The following is a 15,319-nucleotide window of genomic DNA, read 5'->3' on the forward strand; positions in this document are numbered from 1 at the left end:
ATGGATAAGAGGATCTTCGGTATTGAAACCGAATTCGGGATCTCGTATTCGAGTCCCGATTCACGCCCACTGGCACCGGAGGAGGTGGCCCGATACCTGTTCCGCAAGGTGGTCAGCTGGGGGCGTTCGTCCAACGTGTTCCTGACCAATGGCTCGCGGCTCTACCTCGACGTCGGCTCCCACCCCGAGTACGCCACCGCCGAGTGCGATGACCTCGCCCAGCTGATCGCGCATGACCGGGCCGGCGAGCTCATCCTCGATGACCTTGTGGACGAGGCGCAGGCCAGGCTGGCCGCCGAGGGCTTCAACGGCACCGTCTATCTCTTCAAAAACAACACCGACTCTGCCGGCAATTCCTATGGCAGCCATGAGAACTACCTGATCCCGCGCCGGGGCGAGTTTTCCCGGCTGGCGGAGATTCTCATCCCCTTCCTGGTCACCCGCCAGCTGATCGCGGGTGCAGGCAAGATCCTGAAGACGCCGCACGGGGCGACGTTCGCGTTCTCACAGCGCGCCGACCACATTTGGGAGGGTGTCTCGTCGGCCACCACCAGGTCCCGGCCCATCATCAACACCAGGGACGAGCCGCACGCCGACGCCGAATTTTTCCGGCGGCTCCACGTCATCGTGGGTGACTCGAACATGTCCGAGAGCACAGCCCTGATCAAGGTCGGCACGGTGGACCTCATCCTCCGCATGATCGAAGCCGGGGTAATCATGCGGGACATGCGGATGGAGAATCCCATCCGCAGCATCCGGGAGATCTCGCACGATCTCAGCGGCCGGGCACTGGTCAGGCTGGCCAACGGGCGGCAGCTCACTGCCCTGGAGATCCAGCAGGAGTACCTGACCAAAGTCACGGCGTTCGTCCAGGAACACGGTGCGCACAACCCCCACGTTCCGCTGATCCTCGACCTGTGGGAACGGACGCTGAAGGCCATCGAAAGCGGAAACACCAGCACCATCGACACCGAGATCGACTGGGCCATCAAGAAAAAGCTGATGGACAACTATCGGGAGCGGCACGGTCTGGGCCTGGATGCTCCCCGGATCGCCCAGCTGGACCTGACCTACCACGACATTTCGCGGACGCGCGGCCTGTATTACCTGCTGCAGTCACGGGGAGCGGTGCGCCGGATCGTAGACGACACCGTCATCAAGGATGCAGTGGACGTGCCGCCGCAAACCACGCGGGCCAAGCTCCGGGGTGACTTCGTCCGGCGGGCGCAGGAACTGGGCAGGGACTACACCGTGGACTGGGTGCACCTGAAGCTCAATGACCGCGCCCATCAGACCATCCTGTGCAAGGATCCGTTCCGCAGCGTCGATGACCGGGTGGACGCTCTCCTCGGTTCTATGGGCTGACGTTCAGGTTCAGGGGCTATCCTTGACAGGGCCATTCTTTGGCCCTGCAGCGGTGCCGGGCGCCTGTTCCGGTACCGCGTCCACCCTGCCCCGACGAAAGTTCTCTTACGTGCGCCGAATCCTAGCGATCCTTCTCCCCGGTCTGCTGCTGCTTACCGCTTGCGGCGGTACGCCCGCGGCACCGGAACCCACCAGCCAGGCGGCCGGTGACACTGCCAAGTTCGACTCCCTGAAGCTGACGGATAACGGGGACAAGAAAGCTCCCGGAGTGGAGTTCACCAAGCCTCTTGAGGTGACGGAGCCTACCGTCAAGGTGGTCACCGAGGGCAACGGTGACCGAATCAAAGCCAACCAGGTGGCCAACATCTCCATCCTCGCCGTGAGCGGCGCAGACGGTTCCACGCTGGAGGACACCTTCCCGGCCGAACCTGAGGCACTCGAGCTCAGCGATGACATGAAGACCGGCAACTCCCTGGTCTACAACGCCTTTGTGGGAGCCAAAATTGGTTCCACGCTGGCTCTGGCCGTTCCCGGCCAGACGGCCGCGCCTGCCAGTGCCGCGCCGGACGGCGCCACACCGAGCCCCACGCCGAGCGCCGCCACCCAGCCCACCCAGCTGCTGCTGATCAAGCTGATTTCCGCGAAGGACGTCACGCCGCCGCTTGAGAAGCCCGAAGGCGATCCTGTCACACCGCCGGCCGGCCTCCCGACCGTTAAGGAAAACGACAAGGGCGTTCCCGAGATATCCGTGGACGGCGCTGCTGCCCCGACGGCTCTGGTGGCCCAGGACCTGATCAAGGGCAAGGGTGTGGAGGTCAAAGAAACCGACACGCTCACCGTCAATTACGTAGGTGTGAACCTCGTGGGCGGCACCAAGTTTGATTCGAGTTTCGACCGTGGCCAGCCCGCCAGCTTCCCGTTGACGGGTGTCATTAAGGGCTGGACGCAGGGGCTCACCGGCAAGACGGTCGGCTCACGGGTCCTGTTGGTCGTCCCGAAGGACCTCGCGTACGGTGATGCCGGTCAGGGCGAAGCCAAGGGTGACCTTGTCTTTGTTGTGGATATCCTCGGCGTCAAGTAACTTCCAACCATCACGCACCCAATCAGAAGGAGCAACCATGTCATTTGGTCAGCGTAATTTCGACCGCCAGAAGCCGGAAATCGATTTCCCGCAGGGCGATGTCCCCACCGAACTGGTCATCACGGACCTGATCGAAGGTGACGGTGCCGAGGCCAAGAAGGGCGACACCGTCTCCACCCACTACGTCGGCGTGGCCTGGTCCACGGGCGAGGAATTCGACGCTTCCTGGGGCCGCGGCGCACCGCTGGACTTCCGCGTGGGCGTCGGCCAGGTCATCCAGGGCTGGGACCAGGGCCTGCTCGGCATGAAGGTGGGCGGCCGCCGTCGTCTTGAGATTCCCTCCGAGCTTGCCTACGGCTCCCGCGGTGCCGGTGGCGCCATTGGACCCAACGAAGCACTGATCTTCGTTGTGGACCTGGTCGGCGTGCGCTGACCCGAACACCGTAAGGTCGCCGAAAGGCCAGGGCGCGGTAACAATCAGGAGCTGTCTTCCTGTTGTTGCCGCGCCTTCTGCGTTCCGCGGATGAGTTTAGTAACGTAGCCAGAGTGCCCGTATCCCGTACTGAACGTCTGCTGAACCTGCTGATAGCCCTGCTGAACACCAAATACGGCCTGCGCCGTTCGGAGCTGCGGCTAAAGGTCTATCACGACACCTCCGGCAACGACGTCGCGTTCGGCCGAATGTTCGAGCGGGACAAAAACGATCTCCGCCAATTCGGCTTTGATGTGGAAACAGTCACCGACCACGGGTGGAGCGAAGACGACCCGGCCACGACGCGCTACCGCATCGGCAAGGAATCCAACCGGCTGCCCGACGTCCAGCTCAGCCCGGGGGAGTGGACCGTCCTGCTGCTGGCCTCCCAGCTGTGGGAGCGCGCCGCCCTGGGCACGGCGGCCGCCAACGCCCTGCGTAAGCTGCAGGCCTCCGGAACGCTCGCGGACATCGAGCTTCCCGTCGGAGTCCAGCCCCGGATCAGGCCCGCCGGCCAGGCCTTCGATGACCTGGTGGCGGCCATGCACGCCCAGCACCCCGTCAGTTTCTCCTACCTTGCCGGCACCACGGGCAAGGAAGAACTGCGAACGGTAGAGCCGTGGGGCCTCGGCAGCCGGTTTGGCCAGTGGTACCTGACCGGCTTCGACCGGAGCCGCCAGGCGCCCCGCCATTTCAGGCTCTCCCGCTTCACGGGCGCCGTCTCCGTCCTTGACAAGGAAACCTACACTCCGCCGCCGAACTTCAACATCCGCGAGGAACTAGACAAGCTCCCCGAACTCCCGCTCCGCACCGCCGTCGTGGATGTCCGGGAGGGCCGCCTCCTCGGCTTGCGGCGGCGGGCACTGCGGGCGCCTGCCTCCACCGCGGGAGCGCCCGACGGCGGCGACGAACGGCTGCAGGTGGATTTCCGGGACGTTGAGGTGCTCGCCGAAGAGCTCGCCTCCTACGGTCCGGACGCCGTCGCCCGGGAGCCGCAAGAACTGGTGGCCGCCGTGCGGAACCGGCTGCAAAGCGCCGCAGCGTTCTGCGCGGCTCCCGCACCGGACTACCGCTTCGCCGACTCCCCGGCCGGCCGGCAGACCCGGAAACGGACTTCGGAGGACCAGCTGAAGCGGATGCTGCAGCTGGTGCCCTTCCTGGTCCACAACCAGGGCCTCCACATCGAGGACGTCGCCGCACGTTTCGGAATCACCCCCGGAGAGCTCGAAAATGACCTCCGGATCCTCATCTGCTCGGGGCTGCCCGAGGGATACCCCGACGACCTTCTCGACATCAACTGGGAGGAAGGCCACGTCTACATCACCCAGGACCTGGACCTCACCCGGCCGGTCCGGTTCACCGTTGACGAAGCCTGTGCGCTCCTGACCGGACTGGAAACCTTGAACGGGCTCCCGGAGCTTGCCGAGGGCGACGCCCTGGAGTCCGTCACCCTCAAGCTGATGGCTGCCGCGGGGGAAGAGGGGCTGCGGGCAGCATCCCTGGCAGGCCCGGAGGTCGGGCCCGCGGATTCGGCCGGCCTGGAAGTGGTCCGGAACGCCATCCGGGACCGCGCCCAACTGCGGCTGGTCTATTTCTCCGCCCAGCGCGACCAGGTCTCCGAACGGGACGTTGACCCGCTCCGCCTGTACTCGCTGGACAACACGTGGTACGTCGAGGCGTACTGCCACTCCGCGGACGGTTTGCGGAACTTCAGGCTGGATCGGATCCAGGAAGTGCGGCCGAACGGCCTGCCTGCCGCCACGCCGATCCGGCCGGAGGAAGGGTTCCCGGCCAAGTTGTTTACGCCGAACGACGACGACACCCTCGTCCTGGTACACCTCACCAGGCAGGGCGGCGGCCTTGCCGACGATTATTACGCGGAAAGGGTGGCGCACCTGCCGGACGGCGGGTTGGTGGCGGAAATCAGGTTCGGCAACACGACCTGGCTTCCGATGTTTGTGGCGCAACATGGCGGCAAGGCCAGAATCCTTGAGCCTTCGGAGCTTGCAGCCGCAGCCCGGAGCTGGATCGAGGCGGCCCTCGCGCGGTACGGCAGTTAGACTCGTCAGCATGCCTTGGTGGTCTTGGATCCTGATCTGGATAGCGCTTATTGCCGTGTCGTTGCTCTTTTATGTCCTCCTGGGCATCCGGCTGTACCGCCAGGGCATGGCGGTACTGAAAGACCTGGGTGCGGCCAGCTCGAAACTCGGGCACCTGGCAGTAGCCCCGTCCCCGGCCACCACCGGCGAGCTGCAGCATTCCACACAGGTTGAGCCGGGAGCTGCCGTTTTTGCCTCTCCGGCCCGGATGCGACATGATTACGACGCATCCAAGTCATCCCGCCGGGAGGACCGCCGCCAACGGCGGGTACAGCGCAAGCACGACCGGGGACAGCCCCAGTCACTTCGCGATCTGGATCTCAATTAGACGTAGGATGTTGTAAGAGGAAAGGAATTCCCGTGGGAAGACTCTTTGATGGCCCGTGGCCAATTGTCATTATCATCGTTGTTGCGCTGTTGCTTTTTGCCGCGCCTAAACTCCCTGCCATGGCCCGCAGCCTGGGCCAGTCCATGCGGATCATCAAGTCCGAAGTCAAGGAAATGAAGAACGACGGCAAGACCGACGCCACAGACACCGAATCGGGACCGGTGGAGGGCAAAGTCGTTAACCATCCGCACCCGAATCCTGCACCGACCCAGCACGGCGAGCCGACCAACGGCACCGACGTTCCGCCGTCGAACCGCGCATAACGCACAGTGGCACTGACGCGGGGCCGTAAATCCAACCCTGAGGGGCGGATGGCTCTTTGGGACCACCTCAAGGAGCTCAAGAACCGGCTGATCAAATCAGCAATTGCGGTGGTGCTCGCTGCCGTCGGCGGCTGGTTCCTTTACGATCCCGTCGTCAGCAGCCTGTCGGCTCCGCTGATCTCCATAGCGCACGAGACCGGCCGGACGGCCGTCCTTAACTTCGCCACCATCGCGGACCCGTTTGCCTTCAAAATCCAGATTGCCATCCAGATCGGGCTGGTGATCTCCAGCCCTGTCTGGATCTATCAGGTCTGGGCATTCATCACCCCGGGCCTGACTCGCAAGGAGCGAGGCTACACGCTCGGTTTTATGGCGGCGGCGGTGCCTTTGTTCCTGGCCGGCGTGTACGTTGCGTGGCTTGTTTTTCCTACGGTAGTCAGGGCTCTGCTTCAGTTCACGCCGCAGACCGGCGCGAACAACATTTCCGCCACCGACTACCTCACCTTCGCCACGCAGATGTTGCTGATCCTGGGTGTCTCCTTCCTGGTTCCCGTGATTCTGGTCGGCATCAACATGGCCGGAGTGGTGCGGGGCCGGACCATCCTCAAAGCCTGGCGGATCATCGTCTTCCTCGTTTTTGTCCTGGCCGCACTTGCCGCGCCGGGGACGGACGCGCTGTCCATGTTCCTGCTGGCCGCCCCACTGCTGGTCCTGTTTTTCGCGGCCATCGGGCTGTGTATTTTCAACGACAAGCGCCGGGACAAGAGGCAGGCGAAACGGGTTGCCGAGACGGACGCAACAGCCGACATCGCAACCCCTGGCAGCGAACTGAAGAACCTGTAGGGCGCAGCGCATTAGGCTTGAAGCATGTCCTCTATTTCCGGGCCGCTCTCGCCCTCTGAAAGTTACCGGGCCAGCGCGGAACGCACAGCCGAGGCGCGCACCTACCTCGGCGGTTTTGTCCGCACCCTCGATTTCGAACTTGACGAATTCCAGCGTCTTGCCTGCCGCTCGCTGCAGGAAGGCAGGGGAGTGCTGGTTGCGGCCCCTACCGGTGCCGGCAAGACCATCGTGGGCGAGTTTGCCATCTACCTCGCGTTGGAGCGGCACCTTAAGGCCTTCTACACCACCCCCATCAAGGCTCTGAGCAACCAGAAGTTCACCGAACTCGCGGAGAAGTACGGGGCGGAAAACGTCGGGCTGCTGACCGGGGACACCAGCATCAACGGCGACGCCCCCGTGGTGGTCATGACCACAGAAGTCCTTCGGAACATGCTGTACGCCGACTCGGCCACCCTGGACGACCTCGGCTTTGTGGTGATGGACGAAGTCCACTACCTTGCGGACCGGTTCCGCGGCGCAGTGTGGGAGGAAGTGATCATCCACCTTCCCAGTGAAGTCCAGGTTGTGTCCCTCAGCGCCACGGTTTCAAACGCGGAAGAATTCGGCGCGTGGCTGGATACCGTGCGCGGTGACACGGACATCATTGTCTCGGAGCACAGGCCCGTGCCCCTGTGGCAGCACGTCATGGTGGGCCGGGAAATCGTGGACCTGTTCGCCGGGGAAACCACCTTCGACGAAATTGCGCCGCCGGCCGACGCGGAGACCGGTACACCCCTGGCGGTCCGTGAAGCGACGGAGCCTGGGCGGGGCCTCCCGCTCCGCGATGGCGGGGCCGGCCCGGGCTTCGAGGTCAACCCCGACCTGCTGGCAATGGCCCGCAGCGAAAGTCAGGACAGCTTCCGCGGCCGGTTCGGCCACGGCGGACGCAGCCAGCGCCGGCAGCACAAGCAGCGCTCTGATGCCCGCGCTCCGCAGGGTTCCCAACCCGGCGCCGCCCGGAGGGCCAGCAGGTCCCAGGTGATCGCCAGCCTGGACCGGCAGGACCTGCTCCCCGCCATCACCTTCATTTTCTCCCGGGCCGGGTGCGACGCCGCGGTGGCACAGTGCGTCTCCTCAGGCCTGTGGCTGACCACGGAGAAGGAGCAGCGGATCATCGCCGGTCGCGTTGACGAGGCCGCACAGGACATCCCGTCCGATGACCTGGACGTTCTGGGTTTCTGGACGTGGCGGGAGGGCCTGCTGCGGGGATTCGCCGCCCACCATGCGGGGATGCTGCCCACCTTCAAGGAGGTGGTGGAAAAGCTGTTCGTTGAGGGCCTGGTCAAGGCGGTCTTCGCCACCGAAACTCTTGCCTTGGGCGTGAACATGCCTGCCCGGTCTGTCGTTTTGGAAAAGTTGGACAAGTTTAACGGCGAAGCCCACGTGGACATCACGGCGGGGGAGTACACGCAGCTGACCGGCCGGGCTGGCCGTCGCGGCATCGACGTCGAGGGCCATGCCGTTGTCCTTTGGCAGCCCGGTACGGATCCGGCCGCGGTGGCAGGACTTGCTTCCCGCCGAACATACCCTCTGAATTCGAGTTTCCGGCCCACCTACAACATGAGCATCAATCTGCTGGCCCAGTTCGGCCGGACCCGCGCCCGCGAAATCCTGGAGTCCTCGTTCGCCCAATTCCAGGCCGACCGGTCCGTGGTTGGCCTCGCCAAGCAGGTGCGCAGCAGGGAAGAGTCCCTCGCGGGCTACGCCAAATCGATGACGTGCCACCTCGGTGACTTCACCGAGTATGCCCGGCTGCGCCGCGAGCTCTCCGACGCCGAAAACATCACCTCACGCACGAAGTCCCGTGCCAGGAAGTCCCTCAACGAAGACTCGCTGGCCCGGCTCATGCCCGGCGACGTTGTGGACGTGCCGGGCGGGCGTGCGCCCGGCCTGGCCGTGGTGCTCAGTTCGGACCACAGCGGCCGGGAGCCGCGGCCCGCCGTTCTGACGCTGGACAACCAGCTCCGCCGGATCGGCACCGAAGACCTTGAAGGCCCGATTTCTCCCCTGACCAGGATTCGGATTCCCAAGGCGTTTAATGCCAAGGTCCCCAAATCCCGGCGCGATCTTGCCTCGTCCGCCCGCAATGCCTTGCGTGAAAACCGCCCCCCGGCTCCGGGCCGCAGTACCGACTTCGGGCTTGGCAGCGTCACGCCCACCCAGGAAAAACGGATCAGCGAGCTGCGCCGGGCACTCCGGGCCCACCCGTGCCACGGGTGCAGCGAGCGTGAGGACCATGCCCGCTGGTCGGAGCGCTGGTGGAAGCTGCGCCGCGAAACGGACGGTCTGATCCGTCAGATCCAAGGGCGCACCAACACCATTGCCAAGACCTTTGACCGGGTCTGCGACGTCCTCTCAGCCTACGGTTATCTGGAGGCCGGTACTGATGGCCGCCTGTCCATCAGCACAGATGGCCAGCGCCTGCGCCGGATCTACGGCGAGAAGGACCTCCTGATCTCCCAGTCGCTGCGTTTGGGTGCCTTTGATGACCTGGACGCCGTCGAGGTCGCAGCTTTGGCGAGCGTCCTGGTCTACCAGGCCAAGCGCGAGGACAGGGGCCTCCGCCCGCGGATGCCCAGCATCGCACTCGAATCGTCCGTGGACCTGGTAGTCCGTGAGTGGTCAGCCCTTGAAGACGTGGAGGAACAAAACAAGCTGCCGCTCACCGGTGAACCCGAGCTGGGGCTGGTGTGGCCCATGTACAAGTGGGCGAAGGGCCGGCACCTCCAGGAGGTGCTGAACGGAACGGACCTGGCCGCAGGAGACTTTGTCCGCTGGGTTAAGCAGGTCATCGACCTTCTGGACCAGTTGGCCAAGATTCCGGGCCTGGATCCGCGGCTGGCCAGGCTGTGTTCGGAAGCCATCTCGCTCATCCGCCGCGGCGTGGTGGCTTACTCCTCCGTCCTGTGAACCATTCCGTCCTTTGAACCATCGCGTCCTCTGTACCAGCGCGGCCGCACGCCGTCCCCACAGCACTTTCCATCATCAGCAGCGATTGCTGCGTCCCCCATCCAGGAGCCTTGCCCCATGACTGAACGTCCCTCCGTGCCCGCCCCGTCCGAACGAAAGGTGGTTCTGTACCGGAACGGCTCCGTGTACTCTGCAGCCGATCCGCTGGCCACCGCCATGGTGGTGGACGGCGACACTGTCGCGTGGGTGGGCTCCGAACAGGCAGCATCCTCCATCGCAGACTCCTCCATGGAGATCATTGATCTTCACGGTGCCCTCGTTGCGCCCGGATTTGTGGACTCGCACGTCCACCTCACGGAGACCGGCATTGCGTTGGATGGGCTTCAACTCGGCAATGTCCGCTCCGCACGGCAACTCCTCGACGCGGTGGCTGCTTCCCGGGGTGAAGGCCCGGTCCTGGGCCACGGCTGGGACGAGTCCGTCTGGGAAGACCCAGCCCTGCCCACAGTCCACGAACTGGAACAGGCCGCCGGGGGCCGGCATGTCTTCCTGTCGCGGGTGGACGCGCATTCAGCCCTGGTTTCCGCCTCACTTGTTGCCGACGCCGGAATCACCGGCCTGGACGGTTATGGTTCGGGGACACAGGTCTTCCGGGCTGCTCACACGGCTGCACGCCAGGCAGCGCGGCGGCTGCCCGAATCGAGTGTCCGCGGCTACCAGCAGCGCGCGCTCACGGAAGCCGCTGCGAACGGCTACGTGGCCGTCGCAGAGATGGCCGCGCCGCACATCAGCGGGCTCGAGGACCTTCGCCTCGCCGGCGCTTGGAACACCGACGCGGCCGGACGTGCCATGCCTGAGGTCCTGCCCTACTGGGGCGAACTGGCAACCTCGGAGGAGCACGCGCGGGAACTTTTGGCCGGGCTGGGTGTGCCTGTCCGCGGTCTTGCCGGCGACCTGAACATCGACGGTTCCCTGGGTTCCCGGACGGCCGCGCTGCGGGCGGACTACGCCGACGCGCCGGGTGGGCGGGGAAACCTGTATGTCACGGCTGCCCAGGCCGCCGCCCATCTGGCAGCCTGCTCCCTCCTGGGAATCCAAGGCGGTTTCCACGTCATCGGTGACGCCGGCCTGGACGCCGTGCTGGAGGCCCTGGAGCTCGCCGCCGGTGAGGTGGGGGAGCAGAGGATCCGCGCTGCCGGCCACCGTTTCGAACATGTGGAATTGGCCGACGCCAGCGCGATCCAACAGCTCGCACGTTACGCCGTCACGGTCAGCGCCCAGCCACGCTTCGACGCCGCGTGGGGGAACGACGGCGGGATGTACCAGCAGCGACTCGGCGACCGCAGCGGGAACATGAACGCCTTTGCTTCGTTCTATTCGGCCGGGGTCCCCATTTCCTTCGGCAGCGACAGCCCGGTGACGCCGCTGCGGCCGTGGTCCAGCGTTCGGGCCTGCCTGGAACACCACAACGAGGCTGAGCGGATCTCGGCGCGGGCTGCCTTCCTGGGCCACACCCGGGCCGGGTGGCGTGCAGCGAAGCACCACAATCCGATGGCCGGCCAGCTGGTTCCCGGCGCCCCGGCCAGTTTCGCGGTCTGGGACGTGGAAGAACTGATGGTCCAGGTGGCGGACGGTCGGGTGCAGTCATGGAGTACGGATCCGCGCGCCCGCACACCGCTTCTTCCGGCGCTGGACACCGGCAGTGATCCGGTGTGCCTGCAGACTGTCCGGGACGGTCAGGAGCTCTATTCCAGTCCGGCCCTGCGTTCCTGATCTGATGTGCGGGCCGGCGCCCTATAATGGGTAGTTGCGCCTGCCAGCCGGCAACATAGCTGATGATCAGGTGCTCCGACCGCTCCCGTCCAGGAAGGCCCTTTGTGCGCGTCCTAACCATTATTCCGACCTACAACGAGCTGGAATCGCTGCCCAAGACCCTCCAGCGCCTGCGGGTGGCCGTACCCGCCTCGGATGTACTGGTGGTGGATGACAACAGCCCGGACGGTACCGGGCAACTGGCGGACAGTATTGCGGCTGCCGACTCCCAGGTCCATGTCCTGCACCGCAAGGGCAAGGAAGGCCTCGGTGCCGCTTATATCGCCGGGTTCAAATGGGGCCTGGAGGCCGGCTACGAGGTTCTGGTGGAAATGGACGCTGACGGCTCCCACCAGCCAGAACAGCTGCCCCAACTGCTGGAAGCCGTTGATCAGGGCGCCGATTTGGCGATGGGTTCCCGGTGGGTTCCGGGTGGCAGCGTGGTCAACTGGCCCCTGTACCGCCAGGCGATTTCACGTGTTGGCAGCACCTACGCACGGCTGATGCTGGGGCTGAAGATCAAGGACGTCACCGGCGGCTACCGTGCTTTCCGCAGATCCACGTTGGAAAAACTCAACCTCGACCAGGTCGATTCGGTGGGTTACGGATTCCAGGTGGACCTTGCATGGCGGGTTGCCAAAATGGGTCTCAGAATCGAGGAGCGGCCCATCACGTTCGTTGAACGCGAGCTGGGCGCGTCCAAAATGAGCGGCAACATTGTGGTTGAGGCCATGATCAACGTGACCCGGTGGGGCCTGCAGGCACGCTGGGACAAGCTCAGGGGCAGGAAAGAGCCCGTCCGGAGCTAGCAGCCGCCCGGTTCGCGGCGGGTATGCCGGTCTGCGACCGGTGTGACGCGACGAAAAGGCCGGCCCGGCAACGCCATCAAGCGTTGCCGGGCCGGCCTTATCGATCAATTCAGTGTGCCCCCGGGTCAAAGAGGGGCTGTAACCGCCAGTGGGTCAGGCGCTGCGCCGTTCACCGCGTCGTTCACGCAGGATGGTCAGCCGGTCCTCGAGAATCTGCTCGAGCTCCGGGAGCGAACGCCGTTCCAGGAGCATGTCCCAGTGGGTACGGACGGCTTTTTCGTTGCTGGTGTCGGGGCGTTCGCCGTCTACCAGCAGCGCTTCCTTGCCGGTCTTGGAAACCCACACAGGAGGAATTTCAGCCTCTGAAGAGAACGTGACGAAAACCTGCTCGCCGTCCTCGCACCGGTATTCCACACGCTGACGCGGGGCCGGCTCCACGCCGGACTCGGTCTCCATGCTTTGCGCACCAAGGCGCATACCCCGCAGGCTGCGATCGCTCATGTTTTCTCCCTCTGGTCGGTTCGCGGAGCTAGGGCCCCACGCAAGCCGGTGCATTTTAACCGCCCCGGACTACTCTGTGCGCTGTGTTGCATCTTTAGATTCAACGCATTGCGCAGCGTTCTTGTTCCAGCGGATCTGGTCCGCCCGGACAAACACTCAATTATACCGGCAGGCGAGCCGGTCAGCAAACATGGCGGGGAATCCCGGTAGACGTTCAGGGGCCGCGCCACCTGTGAGGCGGCGCGGCCCCCGGTCCGCAACGTTCCGAGCCGGGCTCAGGGCTGTTGGGCGGGTTCCTCGTCGAAGAGGCCGCCGCCGGAGCGCGGATCAGGATTGGTGCCGCCCAGCGCGTTGCCGATGCCCTTGAGTGCTTCCCCGACTTCGCTGGGAATGATCCACAGTTTGTTGGAGGAGCCTTCGGCAAGCTTCGGCAGGGTCTGCAGGTACTGGTAGGCCAGCAGTTTCTGATCCGGGTTTCCCTTGTGGATGGCATCGAAGACTTTCTGGATGGCTTGCGCCTCGCCGTCGGCCCGGAGAATGGCGGCCTTGGCGTCGCCTTCAGCTGCGAGGATCGAAGCCTGCCGCTGGCCCTCGGCGGTGAGGATGGCTGACTGCTTGGTTCCCTCCGCGGTGAGGATGGCGGCGCGGCGGTCGCGTTCGGCCCGCATCTGCTTCTCCATGGAGTCCTGGATTGAGTGGGGCGGATCAATGGCCTTCAGTTCGACGCGCGAGACGCGGATTCCCCAGCGGCCGGTGGCCTCATCGAGGACGCCGCGCAGCTGACCGTTGATCTGGTCGCGGGAGGTCAGGGCCTCTTCGAGGTTCAGGCCACCCACCACGTTACGAAGGGTGGTTGTGGTGAGCTGTTCCACAGCCTGGATGTAGTTGGCGATTTCGTAAGTGGCCGCCCGCGGATCAGTGACCTGGAAGTAGACCACGGTGTCGATGGAGACCACCAGGTTGTCTTCGGTGATGACCGGCTGTGGCGGGAAGGAGACGACCTGTTCCCGGAGGTCCAGCAGCGGCAGGAGCCGGTCCACAAACGGAATCAGGATGGTGAGTCCCGGGTTGAGCGTGCGCTGGTATTTTCCGAGGCGTTCCACGACGCCGGCCCTCGCCTGCGGAATGATCCGCACCGAGCGGACCAGAACAATTATCACGAATACGATCAGGACCACCAGCACAATGGCTAAGGCGACTCCTCCTGCGTTATCCATACATCTCCTTAACCCCAATTATTAGGCTGTATCCAACACTCTTGGTGACGCTGACTACGGCTGGTCTGTATGCTCCTGCGATGCCGTGACCACGGCGGTGGCTCCTTCGATGGCGGAAACCACTGCCTTCTGGCCTGCGGGCAATACCGCGCCGGCGGACCGGGCGCTCCAGACATCGCCGCCGATCTTGACCAGGCCGCCGGTGGAGCTGACTGCCTCCATCACGAGGGCCTGCTCGCCGATCAGCCGGTCCACATTGGTCCGCTGTTCGGCGGGGCCTTTCTTGAGGTGGCTGAGGGCCACCGGGCGGACGAAAGCGATCATCAGCAGGGACACCACACAGAAGACCACGATCTGCAGCCACAGGTCAGCACCGGCAAAATCGGCAACGATGGCAGCGAGCGTCCCGCCGCCAAGCATGATGAAGAACAGGTCAAGGGTGATCATCTCGATCACCGCGAACGCAAGGAAGGCCGTGAGCCACAGGGCCCACCAGTTTTCACCGAGCCATTCAAACATTCCGTCCCCCTTGACCATCCGGTAGCTGTTTATTTATCCTAGTCCGCCCCAAAGCCCCGCGGCAGGTGGCCGGGAACGCGGGCCGGGAACGTGGCCAAGTCGTTACGCGGCGCCCTCCGCAGGGCGGAAGACGGTGATCCTGAACAGGGCTTCCACCCCGGTGACCGGTTCCTTGGCGTCCAGTTTGGCGGCAAGTGCATCGCGGTCCAGATGATGCCCGGCAGGTCCCATGAAGGCCAGATCCGCCATCTCTCCCGGGGTCAACCTCAGCCGGACATCAACGTCCCGGGTTGACTCCGGTACAAAAAATCCGGCCAGGGATTCTGCCAGCCGGGCATCCTTATGGTCCTCGATGGCCAGCATGCCGGCTTCGGCGGCCAACGAAGCCAAGTGGCCGGCACGCGGTGTCACCACGACCAGCCGGCCATCCGCACGCAGCACGCGGGCGAATTCGGCTGCGTTGCGGGGTGCGAAGATGACTGTCACGACGTCGGCGGCAGCGGCGGCCACAGGCAGTGGCTGCCACACGTCACAGACGAGGTTGATGGCTTCCGGGTTCAGGCGCGCGGCGCGGCGCAAAGCGAATTTGGAGATGTCCAGCGCGACGGCGGTGACGTCGCCGGCGACCCGGCTGACGTCGTCGAGCACGGCCCGCAGGTAGTGGCCGGTACCGGTTCCCGAATCGAGGACAGTAAACGGCTGTCCGGGCTGAACGAGGGCCAGGACGGCCTCCGAGACCGCATCCGCCAAGGGACGGTAGTGCCCGGCGTCGAGGAAATTGAACCGGGCCGCCACCATGTCCGCCGTGTCGGCTTCGAAGACGGTCCCCTTGCCCACCAGCAGGTTGTAGTACCCCTGCCTGGCAGCATCAAAGCTGTGGCCCGCACCGCACACCAGCCGTGGCCGGGAACCCTCGCCCGTACGGCGGTGGACCATCAGCTCTCCACCGCACAGCGGGCAGCGCAGGGGAGGGGCAGGGGTGGAGGGCATAGCCCCTATCT

The 15,319-nt window shown here is 64.8% G+C and carries 14 protein-coding genes; 10 read left to right on the forward strand and 4 right to left on the reverse strand.

Annotation, left to right across the window (positions count from 1 at the left end; translation table 11 throughout):
• From pafA to SBP01_RS09690, 10 genes are all read left to right on the forward strand, one after another.
• A complete protein-coding gene (pafA, locus tag SBP01_RS09645; RefSeq protein ID WP_275214964.1) occupies nucleotides 1-1,365 on the forward strand; it encodes a Pup--protein ligase in 1,365 nt (454 codons plus the stop codon).
• A gap of 109 nt (nucleotides 1,366-1,474) precedes the next feature.
• The gene (locus SBP01_RS09650; RefSeq protein ID WP_275214963.1) at nucleotides 1,475-2,446 is read left to right on the forward strand and encodes an FKBP-type peptidyl-prolyl cis-trans isomerase; all 972 of its coding nucleotides are present in this window, start codon (nucleotides 1,475-1,477) and stop codon (nucleotides 2,444-2,446) included.
• A 37-nt stretch (nucleotides 2,447-2,483) separates the two neighbouring features.
• Nucleotides 2,484-2,879, forward strand: coding sequence for an FKBP-type peptidyl-prolyl cis-trans isomerase (locus SBP01_RS09655; RefSeq protein WP_275214961.1), 396 nt, complete (start codon nucleotides 2,484-2,486; stop codon nucleotides 2,877-2,879).
• A 113-nt stretch (nucleotides 2,880-2,992) separates the two neighbouring features.
• Nucleotides 2,993-4,978 (forward strand): helix-turn-helix transcriptional regulator, encoded by a 1,986-nt coding sequence (locus SBP01_RS09660; protein WP_320538250.1) that lies wholly within the window; start codon nucleotides 2,993-2,995, stop codon nucleotides 4,976-4,978.
• A gap of 10 nt (nucleotides 4,979-4,988) precedes the next feature.
• Nucleotides 4,989-5,345, forward strand: coding sequence for a hypothetical protein (locus SBP01_RS09665; protein WP_275214959.1), 357 nt, complete (start codon nucleotides 4,989-4,991; stop codon nucleotides 5,343-5,345).
• 32 nt (nucleotides 5,346-5,377) lie between these two features.
• Nucleotides 5,378-5,668 (forward strand): Sec-independent protein translocase subunit TatA, encoded by a 291-nt coding sequence (gene tatA / locus SBP01_RS09670; protein ID WP_275214957.1) that lies wholly within the window; start codon nucleotides 5,378-5,380, stop codon nucleotides 5,666-5,668.
• 48 nt (nucleotides 5,669-5,716) lie between these two features.
• The gene (tatC, locus tag SBP01_RS09675; protein ID WP_275214956.1) at nucleotides 5,717-6,511 is read left to right on the forward strand and encodes a twin-arginine translocase subunit TatC; all 795 of its coding nucleotides are present in this window, start codon (nucleotides 5,717-5,719) and stop codon (nucleotides 6,509-6,511) included.
• A 24-nt stretch (nucleotides 6,512-6,535) separates the two neighbouring features.
• Complete coding sequence (locus tag SBP01_RS09680; RefSeq protein WP_320538251.1) at nucleotides 6,536-9,460, forward strand: DEAD/DEAH box helicase; 2,925 nt, start codon at nucleotides 6,536-6,538, stop codon at nucleotides 9,458-9,460.
• Nucleotides 9,461-9,577: 117 nt separating this feature from the next.
• Nucleotides 9,578-11,233, forward strand: coding sequence for an amidohydrolase (locus tag SBP01_RS09685; protein WP_320538252.1), 1,656 nt, complete (start codon nucleotides 9,578-9,580; stop codon nucleotides 11,231-11,233).
• Nucleotides 11,234-11,337: 104 nt separating this feature from the next.
• The gene (locus SBP01_RS09690) at nucleotides 11,338-12,081 is read left to right on the forward strand and encodes a polyprenol monophosphomannose synthase (protein ID WP_275214952.1); all 744 of its coding nucleotides are present in this window, start codon (nucleotides 11,338-11,340) and stop codon (nucleotides 12,079-12,081) included.
• 153 nt (nucleotides 12,082-12,234) lie between these two features.
• Here SBP01_RS09690 and SBP01_RS09695 read toward each other — a convergent pair whose 3' ends face one another.
• The 4 genes from SBP01_RS09695 to SBP01_RS09710 form a co-directional block, all read right to left on the reverse strand.
• Nucleotides 12,235-12,582: an RNA polymerase-binding protein RbpA gene (locus SBP01_RS09695; RefSeq protein WP_003802221.1), complete on the reverse strand. Its 348-nt coding sequence runs from the start codon at nucleotides 12,580-12,582 to the stop codon at nucleotides 12,235-12,237.
• A gap of 275 nt (nucleotides 12,583-12,857) precedes the next feature.
• Nucleotides 12,858-13,799, reverse strand: a complete 942-nt coding sequence (locus SBP01_RS09700; protein WP_320538253.1) for an SPFH domain-containing protein — start codon at nucleotides 13,797-13,799, stop codon at nucleotides 12,858-12,860.
• A 54-nt stretch (nucleotides 13,800-13,853) separates the two neighbouring features.
• Nucleotides 13,854-14,318, reverse strand: coding sequence for an NfeD family protein (locus SBP01_RS09705; protein WP_320538254.1), 465 nt, complete (start codon nucleotides 14,316-14,318; stop codon nucleotides 13,854-13,856).
• A gap of 102 nt (nucleotides 14,319-14,420) precedes the next feature.
• On the reverse strand, nucleotides 14,421-15,308 hold the full coding sequence (locus SBP01_RS09710) for a putative RNA methyltransferase (protein WP_320538255.1): 888 nt from the start codon (nucleotides 15,306-15,308) through the stop codon (nucleotides 14,421-14,423).
• Between the last annotated feature and the right edge of the window lie 11 nt (nucleotides 15,309-15,319).

Source organism: Pseudarthrobacter sp. IC2-21, assembly GCF_034048115.1.
GTDB classification, from domain to species: Bacteria; Actinomycetota; Actinomycetes; order Actinomycetales; family Micrococcaceae; genus Arthrobacter; species Arthrobacter naphthalenicus.

Excerpts from the sequence above, each read along its gene's own strand:
- SBP01_RS09665 (WP_275214959.1), top strand. The coding sequence starts at position 4,989 with ATGCCTTGGTGGTCTTGGATCCTGATCTGGATAGCGCTTATTGCCGTG.
- SBP01_RS09685 (WP_320538252.1), top strand. The coding sequence starts at position 9,578 with ATGACTGAACGTCCCTCCGTGCCCGCCCCGTCCGAACGAAAGGTGGTT.
- SBP01_RS09655 (WP_275214961.1), top strand. The coding sequence starts at position 2,484 with ATGTCATTTGGTCAGCGTAATTTCGACCGCCAGAAGCCGGAAATCGAT.
- SBP01_RS09705 (WP_320538254.1), bottom strand. The coding sequence starts at position 14,318 with ATGTTTGAATGGCTCGGTGAAAACTGGTGGGCCCTGTGGCTCACGGCC.
- SBP01_RS09700 (WP_320538253.1), bottom strand. The coding sequence starts at position 13,799 with ATGGATAACGCAGGAGGAGTCGCCTTAGCCATTGTGCTGGTGGTCCTG.
- SBP01_RS09710 (WP_320538255.1), bottom strand. The coding sequence starts at position 15,308 with ATGCCCTCCACCCCTGCCCCTCCCCTGCGCTGCCCGCTGTGCGGTGGA.
- SBP01_RS09680 (WP_320538251.1), top strand. The coding sequence starts at position 6,536 with ATGTCCTCTATTTCCGGGCCGCTCTCGCCCTCTGAAAGTTACCGGGCC.
- tatC (WP_275214956.1), top strand. The coding sequence starts at position 5,717 with ATGGCTCTTTGGGACCACCTCAAGGAGCTCAAGAACCGGCTGATCAAA.
- SBP01_RS09695 (WP_003802221.1), bottom strand. The coding sequence starts at position 12,582 with ATGAGCGATCGCAGCCTGCGGGGTATGCGCCTTGGTGCGCAAAGCATG.
- pafA (WP_275214964.1), top strand. The coding sequence starts at position 1 with ATGGATAAGAGGATCTTCGGTATTGAAACCGAATTCGGGATCTCGTAT.